The sequence below is a fragment of the Enterococcus sp. DIV1411a genome (assembly GCF_050531945.1).
Taxonomy (GTDB): Bacteria; Bacillota; Bacilli; order Lactobacillales; family Enterococcaceae; genus Enterococcus_B; species Enterococcus_B faecium.
Genome location: NZ_CP172892.1, coordinates 2,415,489 through 2,432,984, shown reverse-complemented (window position 1 = coordinate 2,432,984; position 17,496 = coordinate 2,415,489). Strand labels below are relative to the sequence as shown.

18 protein-coding genes and 1 pseudogene are annotated in these 17,496 nt (G+C 40.0%); 16 read left to right on the top strand and 3 right to left on the bottom strand.

Annotated elements, in window-relative coordinates; genetic code table 11:
- Positions 1–71 precede the first annotated feature (71 nt).
- Positions 72–599, top strand: coding sequence for a peptide-methionine (S)-S-oxide reductase MsrA (gene msrA / locus IGJ87_RS11830; protein WP_002328246.1), 528 nt, complete (start codon positions 72–74; stop codon positions 597–599).
- A 200-nt stretch (positions 600–799) separates the two neighbouring features.
- Here msrA and IGJ87_RS11825 read toward each other — a convergent pair.
- Positions 800–1,485 (bottom strand): annotated as a pseudogene (locus tag IGJ87_RS11825) (prepilin peptidase).
- A gap of 79 nt (positions 1,486–1,564) precedes the next feature.
- Between IGJ87_RS11825 and IGJ87_RS11820 the strand changes: the two are divergent.
- The 14 genes from IGJ87_RS11820 to IGJ87_RS11755 all read left to right on the top strand — a co-directional run bounded on the left by IGJ87_RS11820 (position 1,565) and on the right by IGJ87_RS11755 (position 15,807).
- The gene (locus tag IGJ87_RS11820; protein WP_002288118.1) at positions 1,565–3,103 is read left to right on the top strand and encodes a gluconokinase; all 1,539 of its coding nucleotides are present in this window, start codon (positions 1,565–1,567) and stop codon (positions 3,101–3,103) included.
- Positions 3,104–3,222: 119 nt separating this feature from the next.
- The gene (locus tag IGJ87_RS11815) at positions 3,223–3,690 is read left to right on the top strand and encodes a Dps family protein (protein WP_002297290.1); all 468 of its coding nucleotides are present in this window, start codon (positions 3,223–3,225) and stop codon (positions 3,688–3,690) included.
- Between the two features lie 534 nt (positions 3,691–4,224).
- Complete coding sequence (gene rplM / locus IGJ87_RS11810; RefSeq protein WP_002323724.1) at positions 4,225–4,653, top strand: 50S ribosomal protein L13; 429 nt, start codon at positions 4,225–4,227, stop codon at positions 4,651–4,653.
- A 15-nt stretch (positions 4,654–4,668) separates the two neighbouring features.
- Positions 4,669–5,061, top strand: coding sequence for a 30S ribosomal protein S9 (rpsI, locus tag IGJ87_RS11805; protein WP_002287505.1), 393 nt, complete (start codon positions 4,669–4,671; stop codon positions 5,059–5,061).
- A 527-nt stretch (positions 5,062–5,588) separates the two neighbouring features.
- Positions 5,589–5,804, top strand: a complete 216-nt coding sequence (locus tag IGJ87_RS11800) for a hypothetical protein (RefSeq protein ID WP_002295987.1) — start codon at positions 5,589–5,591, stop codon at positions 5,802–5,804.
- A 2-nt stretch (positions 5,805–5,806) separates the two neighbouring features.
- On the top strand, positions 5,807–6,724 hold the full coding sequence (locus tag IGJ87_RS11795) for an ATP-binding cassette domain-containing protein (protein ID WP_002287502.1): 918 nt from the start codon (positions 5,807–5,809) through the stop codon (positions 6,722–6,724).
- Positions 6,717–7,499: an ABC transporter permease subunit gene (locus tag IGJ87_RS11790; RefSeq protein WP_002287500.1), complete on the top strand. Its 783-nt coding sequence runs from the start codon at positions 6,717–6,719 to the stop codon at positions 7,497–7,499. The genes IGJ87_RS11795 and IGJ87_RS11790 overlap by 8 nt, the downstream gene beginning before the upstream one ends.
- Entirely contained in the window at positions 7,500–8,180 is a 681-nt protein-coding gene (locus IGJ87_RS11785; RefSeq protein WP_002319654.1) for a response regulator transcription factor, read from the top strand.
- Positions 8,173–9,069 (top strand): sensor histidine kinase, encoded by an 897-nt coding sequence (locus tag IGJ87_RS11780; protein ID WP_002328795.1) that lies wholly within the window; start codon positions 8,173–8,175, stop codon positions 9,067–9,069. Before IGJ87_RS11785 ends, IGJ87_RS11780 begins: the two co-directional genes overlap by 8 nt.
- Before the next feature lie 194 nt (positions 9,070–9,263).
- Positions 9,264–10,913 (top strand): MutS-related protein, encoded by a 1,650-nt coding sequence (locus tag IGJ87_RS11775; RefSeq protein ID WP_002328243.1) that lies wholly within the window; start codon positions 9,264–9,266, stop codon positions 10,911–10,913.
- A gap of 315 nt (positions 10,914–11,228) precedes the next feature.
- The gene (locus IGJ87_RS11770; protein WP_002287494.1) at positions 11,229–12,164 is read left to right on the top strand and encodes an ABC transporter ATP-binding protein; all 936 of its coding nucleotides are present in this window, start codon (positions 11,229–11,231) and stop codon (positions 12,162–12,164) included.
- Positions 12,157–12,927: an ABC transporter permease gene (locus IGJ87_RS11765; RefSeq protein ID WP_002287492.1), complete on the top strand. Its 771-nt coding sequence runs from the start codon at positions 12,157–12,159 to the stop codon at positions 12,925–12,927. Before IGJ87_RS11770 ends, IGJ87_RS11765 begins: the two co-directional genes overlap by 8 nt.
- 412 nt (positions 12,928–13,339) lie before the next feature.
- A complete protein-coding gene (locus IGJ87_RS11760) occupies positions 13,340–14,323 on the top strand; it encodes a tRNA dihydrouridine synthase (protein ID WP_002317460.1) in 984 nt (327 codons plus the stop codon).
- 446 nt (positions 14,324–14,769) lie between these two features.
- Complete coding sequence (locus IGJ87_RS11755) at positions 14,770–15,807, top strand: zinc-binding alcohol dehydrogenase family protein (protein ID WP_002287486.1); 1,038 nt, start codon at positions 14,770–14,772, stop codon at positions 15,805–15,807.
- Positions 15,808–15,895: 88 nt separating this feature from the next.
- On the opposite strand, the gene IGJ87_RS11750 is transcribed toward IGJ87_RS11755, so the two are convergent.
- Positions 15,896–16,219, bottom strand: coding sequence for an AzlD domain-containing protein (locus tag IGJ87_RS11750; protein ID WP_002287484.1), 324 nt, complete (start codon positions 16,217–16,219; stop codon positions 15,896–15,898).
- The gene (locus IGJ87_RS11745; protein WP_104889228.1) at positions 16,206–16,913 is read right to left on the bottom strand and encodes an AzlC family ABC transporter permease; all 708 of its coding nucleotides are present in this window, start codon (positions 16,911–16,913) and stop codon (positions 16,206–16,208) included. Before IGJ87_RS11745 ends, IGJ87_RS11750 begins: the two co-directional genes overlap by 14 nt.
- 85 nt (positions 16,914–16,998) lie before the next feature.
- On the opposite strand from IGJ87_RS11745, the gene IGJ87_RS11740 reads away from it, so the two are divergent.
- Positions 16,999–17,340: an FGGY-family carbohydrate kinase gene (locus IGJ87_RS11740; protein WP_002301008.1), complete on the top strand. Its 342-nt coding sequence runs from the start codon at positions 16,999–17,001 to the stop codon at positions 17,338–17,340.
- The last annotated feature ends 156 nt before the right edge of the window (positions 17,341–17,496 follow it).

The following is a 17,496-nucleotide window of genomic DNA, read 5'->3' as shown; positions in this document are numbered from 1 at the left end:
TTTCTGTCACAAGCAAAACGTTATCCTCCTTTTGGAAATCAAGGTATGATGAGAAAAAAGGGGGATTTTATATGACAAAAAAAGCAGTTTTCGCAGGCGGATGCTTTTGGTGTATGGTCAAACCATTTGAAGAGCAGCCAGGGATCATTTCTGTGACATCCGGTTATACTGGCGGGCATGTACCAAATCCAACTTATGAACAAGTAACAACAGGCACAACAGGGCATACAGAAGCAGTAGAGATCGAATATGACCCAGAAGTTATTTCTTATGATCAGTTGGTGGAAATCTATTGGCAGCAAACCGATCCGACTGACGCGTTAGGACAGTTCGCTGATCGTGGTGATTCTTATCGACCAGTGATCTACTATAGTGATGAAGAAGAACGAAGCATTGCAGAGCGTTCAAAACAAGAATTGCAAGACAGCGGGCGATTCGATAAGCCAATCGTGACAAAAATCGAACCAAGAAGCGAATTTTATCCTGCAGAAGATTACCATCAGGATTATTACAAGAAAAACAAGCTCCATTACAATCTTTATCGAGAAGGTTCTGGACGTGCCGGTTTCATTCGTCGACATTGGGGCGGCAAGAAATAAGAAGCCGAAAAAGCTACTTCTGGAATACCGTATATCAGAGATTGTGAAATCAGCATTTTGAGCTAATACCGAGGGTCAGCTGATTGAACACCATTTAGTGGAGAGGTTGTGAACCTGTCGCCTAGCTCCAAGTCACAAGGATTTGGTAGGAGAACACTATATATCAGAGGTTGTGACAAGTCGTTTGTCACAACCTTTTTTCAATACCTAAGATGAAGGACAATCAGCAACGCACTGCTCAAAAAAGGAATGAAAGGCAGTTTTTCCATCTTTTTTTTATGACAGATAAAGTAAACAAAAAAACGGATATTCCAAACAGACTAGCAAGAAACAAGATCTGAAGCAACTCTTCCAGAGACAAGCCACCACTCCAAGAAAGCATCAACAGAGTATCGCCAGCTCCGAGATAGGATTGACCATAGCGAAGGCATGCACCGCCTACGATGAACGTTAACAGAACACTTTGCCATTGGAAAACGCCGTCCTGCAACCAAAAAATCCATAAGACTGCCCAGGAGCAGAATAGCGTGTGAGAATGGACCATGAAGTAAAATAAATCCATCAACGAAAATAGCAAAGCCGAAAGCACCCAAATGAACGTCGAAAAATTTCTTGCGGAAGAAAAAGTAAAGAACCAGGCAAAAAGACCACCACATAAGACTTCTGCCAACAAATAGTAGAAGGGCAACCGACACCGGCAATAGCGACAGCGAAATCGTTGGACGATGATCGAGAGAATCGGAATCAATTCATACCAAGAAAGCGAACGACAGCATTTGACACAATGAGATCTAGGATAAATAATAGAGTGACCTAACGGAATCCGCTGGGCGGTTAAACATAAAAATGATCCGATACAGCAACCAATGATAAAATAAAGTAACACGCCATCTCCCCCTTTTCAAAACCAAGATACGCAAGCTTAAACTAAATTTTTGTACATACATAAAATTTGAGGTGAAAAAATGAACGTTTCAATCGGATTAGATATCGGAACCACACAAACCAAAGCAGTTGCTTTCACAGATGAAGCCCAAGAAGCAGCATCCGCTTATTTTCGCTACCCTTTGATCCAAGAAACACAAGGGATGGCAGAACAAGATCAGGAATTGATCTTTCAAGGTGTCTGCACCGTTATAAAAGAAGTAATTAAACAGTTACCTTCAGACACAATCATTCAATTTGTCTCCTTCTCCTCTGCGATGCATGGCCTGATATTGTTGGATGAAGAGAAAACACCGTTATCTCGAATGATCACTTGGGCAGATAACCGAGCAGCGGACGAAGCAGAAAAACTGAAATATACCGTGCTTGGCAAAGAATTTTATCGGCAGACTGGGACGCCGATTCATCCAATGACACCATTGAACAAAATCAAGTGGCTGCAAAATAGCCAACCTGAATTATTCAAAAAAACTGCTTATTTTGTCGGTATCAAAGACTATATCTTTTATAGATTGTTTGGCGAACTGATCAGCGACTACGGAACAGCTTCAGGAACTGGATATTTTGATATACATGAATTCCAATGGGCAGAAGAAGTGCTTGACTACTTGAACATTCGAATAGAGCAATTGCCGCAAGTCTTTCCTTCCACCTATCAAGTAACAGGTCTACCATCAAAAACAGCAGCAGAACTAGGTTTGCCAAATGATATATCATTTGTTTTGGGAGGGGCAGACGGGCCGCTTTCTAATCTAGGGTTAGGTGCTTTTGGTGATACGATCGCCGCTTTGACCGTAGGAACGAGCGGAGCACTTCGTTTTATTACTACTCAGCCTCAGTTCCATCCAGAAATGGAGACGTTTTGTTATGTTCTGGATCAGAAACATTGGGTAGTGGGAGGAGCGACTAGCAATGGTGCTGGCATCTTTGATTGGGCAGGGCATACATTTTTACAGGAAGTCGTTCAATCTGCTAAAGAAAAAGGAGAAAATCCATATGATGCACTGCTTTCGGCTATCGCTTTTGTGCCAGCGGGTGCCAATGGTCTGATTTTTCATCCCTATTTACTTGGTGAGCGAGCACCGCTTTGGGACGCAGATGCGTTTGGCAGTTTTATCGGTTTACAGCGGCAACATACAGAAAAAGAAATGATGAAGGCGATTCTAGAAGGGATCTGTCTCAACCTTTATCGGATTTTAAAAGGAGTTTGCCAGGAAAATCAGCTCACAGAGATCCGTGCTACAGGCGGGTTTGCTCAATCTCCGATTTTTCGTCAGATGATGGCTGATGTACTGGGTTACCCGCTTGTTTTCCCTACTGTCACAGAAGCATCCGCATTAGGAGCTGTGATTTTAGGCTGGCGAAGCATCGGAAAGATCCAAAGTATCAGTGAAGCACAGGAATTGATAGAATTGAAAGAGCAAGTTGGAGTACAAGAAACTGATCATAAAAAATATCAGAAAATCTATCCATTATTTGTTTCGACACAAAAGCATTTAGCACAGACTTATCAGCAATTTGCTCAACTGCGAGAAGAATTAGCTGATTCTGAAAAATGATTGGCTTTACGGATAAAAAAGCGAACTGAAAATCGTTCTCAGGTAAATGATTTTGTTGTACTTTTCATTGAAAGTCTACTATTATTTTAAGTGTAAGAAAATGTTAGGAGGCAAGAAAGATGAAATTCCAACAAACCAAAGAAGTATTAAATCAATTAGTTGCAGATCTAAGCCAAATGTCTGTTGTTGTTCACCAAACACATTGGTACATGAGAGGACCAGGTTTCCTTACATTGCACCCAATGATGGATGAGTTCATGGATGATTTGAACGCTCAGTTAGATGAAGTATCCGAACGCTTGATCACATTAGACGGTTCACCTTATTCTACATTGCGTGAATTTGCAGACAACACGAAAATCCCTGATGAAATTGGCCGCTGGGATCGTACTATTCCAGAACGTTTGGAAACACTTGTTGCAGGCTATCGTTATCTAGCAGATCTTTACCAAAAAGGAATCGAAGTTTCTGGAGAAGAAGGCGACGATCCAACACAAGATATCTTTATCGAATTCAAAACAGCCACAGAAAAACGTATCTGGATGATCCAAGCTCATTTGGGCAAAGCGCCAGAGATCGACGCGTAAAAACTGTTGTTGAACTTGACCGAAAAAGAGGTTGTGAAATCAGCGTTTTGACCTGAGTATTAGAGAAACAAACGTCAAAATAGTTCCTCATATTTTGCCGTTTTTTGAGCTAATACCGAGGGTCAGCTGATTGAACACCGTTTACCAAGAGGTCGTAAACCTGCCGTTCAGCTCCGAGTCACAAGAAACAATTTCAAAAAACAGCTTCTTAAGTTTTATGGATATTGTGACTTGTGACCGAGGAGTTGGCAGGAGACCGCCGTTTATTTAAAATAAGAGGTTGTGACAAGACTTTTGTCACAGCCTCTTTTTGTTTTTTATTTTAACAGGAAACGACCCTTTTATATAAAAGAAAGAAAAAGAAGTAAAGTTTCATATAAATTTTTCAATCAAGCAGAAAAACGTTGACATTGACTAGATTAGCGGGTAATATGTTAAATGGTATTGTTTGCCCCACAAAGAGCCCCGGAAACTCGAAGTGTATGTCAAACATCAGAACTTAAATTGGAGGAAAATAACGTGCGTACAACATATATGGCCAAACCAGGCGAAGTAGAACGTAAATGGTATGTAGTAGACGCAACTGATGTTCCATTGGGACGTCTTTCAACAGTTGTTGCATCTGTACTACGTGGTAAAAATAAACCAACTTTCACACCTCATTTGGATACTGGCGATTTCGTCATCGTCATCAATGCAGACAAAGTGAAATTAACAGGTAAAAAAGCGACTGACAAAATTTATTACCGTCACAGCAACTACCCAGGAGGATTGAAATCAATCACTGCTGGCGAATTGCGTGCTAAAAATTCTCGTCGTTTGATCGAAACTTCTGTAAAAGGTATGCTTCCTAAAAACACTTTAGGCCGCAAACAATTTACAAAATTGAACGTATACGGTGGAGCAGAACATCCACATGCAGCACAACAACCAGAAGTTTTAGACATCACAAACTTAATCTAATAGGAGGGAATTTCATTGGCACAAGTTCAATATATCGGCACAGGCCGTCGTAAAAACGCAGTTGCTCGCGTACGTCTAGTACCAGGAACTGGCAAAATTACTGTAAATAAAAAAGATGTTGAAGAATACATTCCACATGCTGACTTGCGTGAAGTAATCAATCAACCTTTCGCTGTTACTGAAACAAAAGGCGCATATGACGTATTTGTTAACGTAAACGGCGGAGGATACGCTGGACAATCAGGAGCTATCCGTCATGGTATCGCTCGTGCATTGCTAGAAGTTGATCCTGACTTCCGTTTAGCGCTTAAACGTGCTGGCTTGCTTACTCGTGACGCACGTATGGTCGAACGTAAAAAACCAGGTCTTAAGAAAGCCCGTAAAGCTTCACAGTTCTCAAAACGTTAATTGCGATTATCGTTCGAGTTCACGAGTTACGAGAATCGTACTGGGCGAAGCAATGCTGAGCGCAGTTACCTTAATCCTAACTTTTCTGGCACTTTCCACAATTTGGAAAGTGCCTTTTTGTGTTTTTAGCTATGTTAATAGGTAGGATTCTTGGTCTATAATATCATTCGATCTATAAACAAACGGGAAAAAGATCAAGTATCTTCAAACAATATTATTTATCCGCTTCTGAGGTTGTGACAGAAGTGGTCAGCTTCAAGAAATAAGAAGGAATTTACAAAAATCGCTTCTCATGTTTGATGAAGATTGTGACTTGTGACCGAGGAGTTGGCAGGAGAACACCGTTTATTCGGAAGAAGGGATTGTGAAAAGTCTTTTGTCATAACCTCTTATTTGGTAGCTAATTGTAAATCCCAAACGGCATGTATTATTTTTCATAAGTCCGTTTTTAAGGATTAATGTTTTCTTTTGCTTTTTATATGGTCTAGCTTCAGCGAGAAGTTCCAACGCATATACAAGGACGTCTGATGTCAACGATAACAACGATTACCATGGTGGCCAGTCCACTTGGATTAGCACTGTTTGGTGCGCTCTTTGATTGGCAGACAACTCAACCACGTCTGCGAGACAGTCTGATTTTTCTTGAAATTCAATTGGAAAATTTACACTTTCTTTATACATTTCTGGCTGCTTTCTTTATACCCGTCAACTATACTTCACTTATCAATAAGAAAGAAGGATAAGTATGGATTTTGGAAATGAAACGGTCTTGAAAGCAACTGGTATAACCAAAAAATACGGTGCTGCCAAAGCATTAGATAAAGTATCGATCGAAATCAAACGTGGAATGATCTATGGTTTGATTGGGGAGAATGGAGCGGGTAAGTCTACCTTTATGAGAACTATTATGGGTTTGATCTCGATTGATGAAGGTTCGATCGAATTATTTGGAACGACGGATTTGCAGGCAGCAAGACGACGTATGGGTCAATCGATTGAAACCCCTGCTCTTTATCCAGAATTAACTGCAAGAGATAACCTACGTATCCAAGCAGCGAACGGCGGTGTGTCGGATAGAGAAATCGAAGACCTGCTGAAAATGATGCGATTGGAAAATACAGGGAAAAAGAAAGCAAAGAATTTCTCTTTAGGTATGCGCCAGCGTTTAGCTATTGCAAATGCACTGATCACGAATCCAGAATTTTTGATTTTGGATGAACCGACGAATGGGATGGATCCAGCAGGGATGGCAGAAATGCGAGAAATCATCCAACGTTTGGTAAAAGAACGGGGCATCACCGTCTTGCTTTCTAGCCACTTGCTAGATGAATTGTCACAGATCGCCACTCACTACGGTATTTTGCATGAAGGACACTTGATCAAAGAATTATCGAAAGAAGAATTGGCACAAGAATCTCGTCAATTTATAAAAATTGACACTTCGGCGACGGAACAAGCAGTAACGGTTCTCGACTCTCTTGGTTATAGGGATTATTTTGTCCAATCTAGCCGTGTTATCCAGCTTTTTGAAGGAATTGACCAAGTAGCAGCCATCAATCAAGCATTGGTAGAGGCAAAAGTTCCTGTGGATGGTATCCACCTAGTTGGGCAAAAACTGGAAGATTATTTCTTACAATTAACTGGAGGCAATCCACATGTTTAATCTATTAACTGCTGAAAAAATAAAAGTATGGAAGAGCCGTAAAATGTGGGTCTCACTAGGACTGATGGTCGTACTTCCGCTTTTTTATTCTTGGAACGAATGGTATATGCATACAAAATACGGCAATGAATTAAACCAAGCAACGGATACAGTCATCAACGGTGCAACAGGGATTTTAATGGTGGAAAAAATGGCTGCATGGATTCTTCTGGCTTTCGCAGCATTTGCGTGCTTTTATATTGGGGAAGAATTTCAAAACGGTACGATTCGCAATACGTTATCTTTAGGACGGAATCGAATGACTTATTATGTGTCGAAACTTCTCGTTACGCTTTTGATCACAACACTTGGCGTGGTTTTGATTACGGGGCTAGCCATGATTGCTTACACACTTGCTTTCGGATTTGGTGAAGTTGAGGGAATCAAAAACTATGGAAATTATGTTCTAAAAGTATTTCCTGTATTGCTTCTGCTGATATTAGCGACATTATCTGTTCCAGTGGCTTTGACATTCATCACTAGAAGTACCAGTGTCAGTTTGCTTCTTTCTTTTCTTTATATCATGGGAACGGCCTTCGTTCCCGGTGTTTTCGCAAAAATCAAAGGCTTGGAATTTCTAACGGAGTGGTTTACGGAAACGTGGCTCATGTATACGGACTTTGCGCAACAAGCAACTTATTCGCAAGCACCGAAAATGATTCTGGTCAGTCTAGTAACAATCGTGGTATCATCAGCTCTAGGAATGTTTATTTTCCAAAAATCTGACATTAAGTAGGTGGTCCTGCTGGAAACTATTTTGATTATCGAAGACGATGAAGCTGTTCATTCTTTACTGGAGGAGGTTCTTGAACAGAGATACAAACTTCTTGATGCTTATTCAGGTACGGAAGGAAAATTATTGTTAAGCACATATCCTGTCGATTTGATCCTTCTAGATCTCATGCTTCCAGGGCTTTCAGGTGAAGCATTGTTAGCAGAAATCCGACAGACATCGAATGTTCCGATCATCGTTCTTTCAGCAAAAAGCGATCAAAGAGATAAAGTTTCCTTGTTGGCAGCAGGAGCGGATGACTATGTGACGAAACCATTTGATATCGAAGAACTGTTGTTACGAATCGGCATCCAACTTCGTCATCAGACTTCTGTCCAAGTAAAAGATCTGTCGCAACGCATCTATTACAAGGAAATCTTAATGGACAAAGAGTCAAGGGATGTAAATGTGAATGGTGTGACTGTCCATTTGACAGGAAGAGAATTCGATCTGCTGAAGCTTTTTTTAGAACATCCGAAAAAAGTATTTTCGCGAGCAAATCTTTATGAAACAGTTTGGCAAGAACCATATTTTGATAGTGAGAAAACAGTGAATATGCATATTTCCAATCTTCGAGGGAAGCTAGCAAAGGCACATGCTGTGTATATTCATACGGTGTGGGGAGTGGGGTTTAGATTTGATTAAGTGGCTGTTGCTTCTCGTTGTTATCTTTATGGGAAGTTTTATTTTCTTCCTGCAAAGGGAAATCAAGCGATTAACTAAGAAAATCGCCACTCTTTCTGAACGACAAGAATATGGTGGTCGTCTTTCAGTCGAATTTCGAGAAAAGAATCTAATGGACCTAGTAGATGCACTGAATAGATGGGTGGATGAAAATGAACAAAAAGGACAAGTATTTCAAGAAATGGAAGAAAACATCAGACTATCGATCGTCGGCCTTTCTCATGATCTCAGAACTCCTTTGACTGCTATTAACGGTTATGTACAATTACTGGAACAGGTAGAGGATACGGAGAAACGGGAGAAGTATTTAACGATCATCAAACAATCTGTTGCAAGATTACTCAGTATGACGGATCAGTTTTATGATCTTGCTCGAATAGAGACGAAGCAAAAAGAAATGGATCTCCATACGCTTTCTTTTTCTAAAGAGGTGGAAGAAGTATTTTTCTCTTTTTATGAACAATTTTCTGAGAAAAATATCGAGGTAGCGTTCGCTGAACACTCGATAAATACAACTGTATTAGCAGATCCGCTCATGTTGCTGCGAGTGCTGCAAAATATCATACAGAATTTATTGCGTTATGCAGATGGACAAGCAAAGGTGACATTTTCAAAAGAGGATCCATTCATTCGATTAACAGTGGCCAATCCTATCAAACCAGGAGCGCAAACCTCTGTTGAAAAAGTCTTCCAGCGTTTTTATACCGAAAATACCAGCCGCACAAATACGGAATCTAGCGGAATCGGGCTTTACCTGTCAAAAAAATTGGTGGAAGGAATGGGAGGAGAGATGACCGCTAGATTAGACGGGGGCATCTTCTCCATCTCCGTCAAGTTACGGAGGGTTTAATTGGCTCTAATTTACCTGAAGTGAATGACAAAAAATTGTATCTCGTTTTAAAGACATCTTCTTTTTTGGAAGGTGTTTTTATTTTGGTGTGATTGATACGAATTAGGTAACGAAGATAGTTATTTTTGTACCCCCTTTTCAAATAGCGCAACAGTGCTATACTAAAACTAACAAATCAAGGAACGGAGAGGGATATGGGCCAAAGAGAATTTATCGTTTTAATTATTATTGCAGTTGTTATTTTATTAGTTGTTTTAGACATTTTTTCACGTTTGAAAGTAAAGGAAACAGTTCGTAGTAATTGGGGAAAAATTCCTTATCAACCGAGATTTGATAAAGAAGAAAGTTTGAAGGATGCGTGGCTCACGGAGAAAAAATTCCGTTCATGGGATAGTGAAATCGACGATCTTACTTGGTATGACTTGGATATGTTCGAAGTATTTGAAGGGATCAACAGTACCTATTCTAGTGTAGGTTCAGAAGCGTTGTATCAGCGTTTACGTAGCTTTGATTTTGGAGAAGATTATCAGTTAGAAAAACTAATTGCTTTTTATCAGGAAAATCCTCAACTGAGAGAAAGAATCCAATATCAATTCGCTCGTTTAGGAAAAAAAGATCATAATTTTGCAAAACAATATCTAGCGGATGGAAAAAGTAAAAAGATTGGACGCGTAGGTTTATTTATTTTTCTTGGCTTGCTTCCGCTGGTGGGTGTAGGTTTGCTTCTTTTAGGTCAAGTACTAGGAATCTATCTAGCAATCGGTGGCTTAGTATTCAATACGGTCTATTATCTAGTGAAGAAACAAACACTAGAAACAGAGCTGAATAGCATGAGTTATTTGGTTTCAACGATTTCAGCCGCCAATCAGTTAGCAAAAATGACGACACCACTTCAAAAAGAGCTGAAACAGCAAACTAAACCATTAAGAGACATCCCTAAATTAGGTTTTTCATTTCGAATGAAGAGCGGGAGTGAAGCAGAATTGATTTTTGAATATGTCAACATCATGTTCATGCTACCATTTATCTCCTATCATTTCGTTCTCACTAAATTAGAAAAGCATTCAACTGAAGCCATCAAGCTGTGGGAATTGCTGGGAGAATTGGAAGTTGCAGCAGCCGTTTTGAATTATCGCACCTATATGCCGATCACTTGCCGACCAGAGTTTACTGAGGGCGGTGTGACAGCGAAAGATATCTATCATCCATTGTTAAAAGAAGCGGTAGTGAATCCAGTCAACTGGCAGAAGAATACATTAGTCACGGGTTCCAATGCATCAGGAAAATCTACGTATGTCAAAAGTATAGCCATCAGCTGTATTCTAGCACAGACGATCCAAACAGCGATTGCAGAACAGTTTACCCTGCAACCTGGACATGTGTTGACTTCCATGGCAATCGAAGATGATTTATTTGAAGGCGACAGTTATTTTGTTTCAGAAATCAAATCGATCAAACGTTTGCTGGACCAAGTGGCTTCCAAAGAACGCTGCTACTGCTTCGTAGATGAGATTTTAAAAGGAACAAATACGATCGAACGGATTGCTTCTTCCGCTTCAGTCGTTCGGTGGCTTGCGGAGTATCCATCTTTAGCATTTGTCGCCACACATGATATCGAATTGACAGAGATTTTAAAGAATTATTGTGAGAATGTCCACTTTGAAGAACAAGTAACAGAAGGAAAAGGAATCAGTTTTGATTTCAAATTAAAAGAAGGACCTTCAAGGACCCGAAATGCGATTGCCTTGCTGAAAGTTTTGGATTACCCAGAGACTTTAGTAGAAACCGCAAAAACGGAAGCCGCGTCATTTGATGAAAAGCGGCAGTGGCATGTATTGGGATAGGCGAAGTGATCGAAAGTATTTATTGGATCAAAAATCTTGGCTCATGCTTCCGCCGTTTATACGTGTTTAGAGCGTGAGACAAAAGTGTTCTTTACTTTTGTCTCACGCTCCTTTTGTTGCACATATGAATAGTAATCCTTTATCTTCGATTTGTTTTTTCTGAAAAGGTTGTCTGACTTCGTCCGATTGATGTCTTTCATTAGGAGATTTTCCTGAGCCCAGCAACCTGATTTTTCGCTGGAACCAAGTTGTTTTTTCATCTGCTGTATTCCATGATACAATAAAGAATCATGTCTATAAGGAGATAGGAAATAAATGGCAAATGCGCTTGAAATAAATAATTTGAAAAAGATCTATGGAAGTGGGGTCGAAGCATTGCGGGGAATCGATCTTTCGGTGAAAGAAGGAGATTTCTATGCGCTATTAGGGCCAAATGGAGCTGGGAAGTCTACAACGATCGGGATTATTACTTCTTTAGTCAATAAAACATCTGGAAAAGTGAATGTCTTCGGTTATGATCTGGACAAGGATCTAGTTCGAGCAAAGCAACAGATTGGATTGGTTCCACAAGAGTTCAATTTTAACCCTTTTGAAACGGTCCAGCAAATCGTCGTGAATCAAGCCGGTTACTACGGTGTTTCTCGCAAAGAAGCGATGAAACGCAGTGAAAAATATTTGAAGCAGTCCAATCTTTGGGAAAAGAGAAATGTCCGTGCACGTATGCTTTCCGGGGGAATGAAGCGAAGACTGATGATTGCTAGAGCACTGATGCATGAACCACGTTTGCTGATTTTAGATGAACCAACAGCAGGAGTTGACATCGAGTTGAGACGCGAGATGTGGGAGTTTCTACGAGAATTGAACGAAAATGGTACAACGATCATTTTGACGACGCATTATCTAGAAGAAGCTGAAATGCTTTGTCGCAACATCGGAATCATCCAATCGGGTGAACTGATCGAGAATACAAGTATGAAAGAGCTTCTGTCAAAACTGCAATTTGAAACATTTATCTTTGATTTAGCGCCATATGATACCAAACCTGTGATTGAAGGATATGCTTGTACATTTGAAGATGAGCAGACAATCGCTGTCGAAGTTGAACGAAATCAAGGGGTGAACGGAATCTTCGATCAGCTTACAAGACAAGGAATCAAAGTTCTTTCTATGAGGAATAAGTCGAATCGTTTAGAAGAACTGTTCTTGAAAATCACAGAAGAAAATAATCATACGGAGGAGAAAAATGTTTAATCTTTATTTTACTGCATTAAAAAGTTTAGCTATCAAGGAAACGAACCGCTATTTGCGTATATGGGTCCAAACACTGGTTCCGCCAGTGATCACGACATCCTTGTATTTTGTTATTTTCGGAAAAATGATCGGTGGGCGGATCGGTGACATGGGTGGTTTTTCATATATGGAATTCATCGTTCCTGGTTTGATTATGATGTCTGCTATCACTAGTTCGTATGCCAATGTTTCTTCGTCCTTCTTCTCTCAAAAATTTCAGAAAAATATCGAAGAAATCTTGGTAGCACCTGTTCCTACACATGTGATTATTTGGGGCTTTGTGATTGGTGGTGTGGGTCGCAGTATTCTCGTCGGCTCTCTCGTAACGATCATTTCCTTGTTCTTTGTACCACTTCATGTGTATTCATGGTTCATGGTCATCATTACATTATTGATGACGGCAATCTTGTTTTCGTTAGCAGGACTGCTCAACGGGATTTTTGCTCAGTCTTATGATGATGTATCGATCGTACCTACATTTGTCTTGCAGCCGTTAACTTATCTAGGTGGCGTTTTCTATGCCATCTCTATGTTACCGCCCTTTTGGCAAGCTGTTTCGAAAGTCAATCCGATCGTTTATATGATCTCCGGTTTCCGTTACGGATTCCTTGGAACGATCGATGTGCCAGTAGCAACATCGATGATCGTACTTGTGTTATTCATCGTTGTTTTGTACGCCGTTACTTGGTATTTGATCAATAAAGGAAGAGGATTGAGAAGTTAGAAAAGAGGTTGTGAAATCAGCGTTTTGACCTGAGTATTAGAGAAACAAACGGAAAAATAGTTCCTCATATTTTGTTGTTTTTTGAGCGAATATCGAGGGTCAGCTGATTGAACACCGTTTAGTGGAGAGGTTGTGAAAAAGCTGTTCTGCATCAAGTAATAAGAACAGCCAAACAAAAATAGCTTCTCATGTTTGATGAATATTTTGACTTGTGACCGAGGAGTTGGCAGGAGAACACCATTTATTCCGGAAAAGGGACTGTGAAGATTTTTGTCACAGTCCTCTTTTTGTTCAATCAGACAAACCTTCTGAGCTGTTCACTTTGCTTCTTTTTTTGTTTCCTAGTATAATGACAATGTTTTTGAGAAAGATTGCGACTTCACTGCTTGATAGAATGGAGAGTAACAAATAAATGACTACTAATTTTTGGAAAGAGCTGCCAAAGCCTTTTTTTGTTTTAGCACCAATGGAAGATGTAACAGATGTTGTATTTCGCCATGTCGTAAAGCATGCAGCAGCACCGGATGTCTTCTTTACTGAGTTTACAAACTCAGACAGTTTCTGTCATCCAGATGGAAAAGACAGTGTACGAGGAAGATTAACATTTACAGAAGATGAACAGCCGATGGTTGCCCATATTTGGGGAGACAAGCCAGAATTTTTTAGAGAAATGAGCAGTGCTATGGCAGAAATGGGCTTCCAAGGAATCGATATCAACATGGGCTGCCCAGTCCCTAATGTAGCAGAACGTGGAAAAGGCAGTGGCTTGATCCTTCGTCCAGAAGTAGCGGCACAATTGATTGAAGCAGCTAAAGCTGGCGGTTTGCCTGTCAGCGTCAAGACGCGTATCGGCTATACGGAAATGTCTGAGATGGAAGAATGGATCAGTCACCTACTTCATCAAGATATAGCCAATCTTTCTGTCCATTTGCGTACGCGTAAAGAGATGAGTAAAGTAGATGCACATTGGGAAGTCATTCCTAAAATCATTGCTTTACGTGACCAAATCGCTCCACAAACACTAATCACGATCAATGGAGATATCCCCGATCGCCAGACAGGAGAAGAATTGGCCGAGAAATATGGCGTTGATGGCATCATGATTGGCCGAGGGATTTTCAAGAATCCTTATGCATTTGAAAAAGATCCGAGGGAACATACAGAAAAAGAACTGATCGGACTACTTCGTCTGCAACTAGATCTGCAAGATCATTATTCAGAAATCATCCCGCGTTCCATCACAGGACTACATCGTTTCTTTAAAATCTATATCAAAGGATTTCCAGGAGCAAATGACTTGCGAGTTCAGTTGATGAATACGAAATCTACTGATGAAGTACGAGAGATCTTAGACACTTTTGAAAAAGAACATCCAACGCTTTTCAGTGAACAATGATTTCTTGCTTGAACACCGTGAATTAGAGGTCGTGAAAAAGCTGTCCTGCATCAAGTAATAAGAACAGCCAAACAAAAATAGCTCTTCATATTTTGTCGTTTTTTGAGCTAATACCGAGGGTCAGTTGATTGAACACCGTTTATATCAGAGGTTGTGAGCCTGCCGTTTAACTCTGAGTCACAAGGAGCAATTTCAAAAAACAGCTTCTCATGTTTGATGAATATTTTGACTTGTGACCGAAGAGTTGGTAGGAGAACACCGTTTATAAGAGGTTGTGACAAAAGTCTTGTCGCAACCTCTTTTTTAACCAAAAAAGTGCAAATAGTTTACTTTAAGTAAGAGAATAATTATGATGAATAAAAAAGGTGGAACAAATAGCATACTATATATATTGAAATGAACACTGTATGGATGCTCCAACTTGATGAAGCTAAGGAGGAATTCGTATGTCAGAAAAGGAATTAATGAAGGTAGTCGGTTTTTATGAAGGGTTGCCGATCGATGATCCAAAAAGCTTTATTGATGAAAAAGAACAGATACCTGTACCCAGTTCACGGGATCTTCTGGTAAAAGTCAACGCAGTATCTGTTAATCCTGTCGATACGAAACTTCGCCAAGATAACGGGATAAGAAATGCTTTACGTATCTTAGGTTTTGATGGAGTCGGGAAAGTTGTTGCTGTAGGTGACGAAGTGCAAAAATTTTCTGTCGGCGATCGCGTTTTTTACGCAGGTACAACAACAAGAGCAGGAAGCAATCAAGAATACCAACTAGTTGACGAACGTATTGTCGCTCTTGCACCAAAAAATCTTTCAGATGAAGAAGCTGCAGCCTTGCCGTTGACCTCATTGACCGCTTATGAATTGTTATTTGAAAAATTTGGTCTAACTCCAGAAGAAAATGCCAATCGCGGGAAAAAAATCTTAGTGATCAACGGATCCGGGGGCGTCGGTTCGATTTTGAATCAACTAGCGCATTGGGCTGGCCTAGAAGTCTACGCGACTGCAAGTCCGAAGAATTTTGAATGGCTGAAAAAAACAGGTGTAGACTATCCAATCGATTATCATCACGACTTAAGTAAAAGTTTTCGTGAATTAGGAATCGATCAAGTAGAGTATGTCGCTGTATTATTCGATATTACCCGCTACTTTGATCAAATCAAGCACCTTGTCCGACCATTTGGACATGTGGGAACGATCGTAGGGATCAAAGAGCCGTTAGATATAGGTGTTTGGAAAAACCAATCTATCAGCTTCGACTGGGAGTATATGTTCGCTAAAACAGACTATAACTATGAAATCGAAACGCAAGGAGAAGCTTTAGCGCACATTGCTGCTTTAGCAAATGAAGGGATTATCCGCAGTACATTGAGCAAGGTCTATTCAGATGGGATGAATGCGAAGAACTTGAAACAAGCAACCAAAGACGTAGAAACAGGACATATGTTAGGAAAAGTCGTTGTTAGTGGTCCGTTCAACGGATAAGCAAGAATACGCCGATTTTTTTCTTATTTGACTTTGATAAAAACAAGAGCGCATGACAGTAATTTGCCATAAGCTCTTGTTTTTTTATTTATAATAAGCGAATCAACGAAAGGGAAAGAATTCCTGCCAAGACGATCACCAATAAGCTTTTTGAAAGAATAGCAGCTAAAAGTGTAGGAACTGAAGCCAAAGCATTTTCGAGATTGATCTGCGGCAGATGTCCGATATTTTGGGTAAATAGACTGCTGAACCATAAAGCAGACATAATGACGATCGGGACAAAACTTAAATACTCAAGCAACGGTTGCGGTAAATCGAATTTTTTCAGTAAGACAAATGGTAGGACCCTAGAAAGCCAAGTTGCTAAAGTACAACCTAAAATAGTCAGCAATGTAAACTCAAAAGAAGGCATGTTTGATCCACACCCCCAATCCGCACCCAATCAGTGTTACAACTACAATCACTAAGTTGCTTGGGATAAAAATCAGTCCGACATATACCAGAATCAAAGTGAGACCAATCAGGATCAACTGTAATCGTTTAGAGGTGTTTCTATCAGAAATGACTTGAAGATAAAGTAACCCGATAAACATAGCGACGATGGCGAAATCCAAACCAAACTTTTTCGGATCAGTAATAAAATTCCCTAAAAGTGCGCCAACAAGAGAAGAACCCACCCACGTCAAATAAGAAATCCAATTAGCTGTATTCATCCAACGAAAGTTTAACTTTTGTCCAGTATAGTTCAATTTATTCATTCCCAGTGCGAAACTTTCATCTGTCAGCAATGTGCCAATCAGCAGATTTTGAAGCAGCCGATTTTTCTTGAAATAAGGAGCAATCGTCATACTCATCAGAATCATTCGGGAATTGACTAGAAAGGTCGAGAAAACGATGGAAAGCAATGGGCTGTGACTAGCAAGCATGCTGACTGTGATAAATTGGGCAGAACCAGCATAGACCAGCAGGGACATCAACGTGACGACTAGTGGATAAAATCCGGCAGCTTTCCCAACGATACCAAATGCAAGTCCAATACCGATATAACCGAAAACGGTAGGTAACGTGTCTTTGATCGCAGTTTTTATATCTAACTTTTCATCCAATAACAAAACTCCTTTAGCACGACATAAATTTTCATAATTGTCGTTAAACTTGTGAATATTCTAAATTTTTAATGAGCATTTGTCAATGGTGGGATTGAAACGTAAAGAACTAGCGGGTCGCAGATTTACACGTATTGTTTCGGTGGGAGGAGGCGCGAAAAATCTTGCATGGCTACAAATCCAAGCTGATATTTTCGATGCAACGGTCTATTGTTTAAGTGTGGAGGAAGGACCTGCATTAGGCGCAACAATGATTGCTGCACTAGGGTTAGGGTGGTTCGACACACCTGAAAGTTGTTGTCAGAATTTTATCCAATATACAGATGCAGTGGAACCTCTCTTACAAAATGTAGAAAAGTATCATAAAATCTATCAACAATGCCGGAAAATCTATCCAGCAACGAAGGAAATTTGTCATGACTTATAAAACAAAACGCGTACCTAATAGTCAAATGACTAATATTGGGTACGCGTTAAGTCTTCTTTACTTCATCCTTTGCATGATTCGTGTTTTTAAAGCAAGGTCTGCTGTATTTCTTGTGGATTTAGGATGGTTGTTATCGTTTACTTGCTATTTTTCATT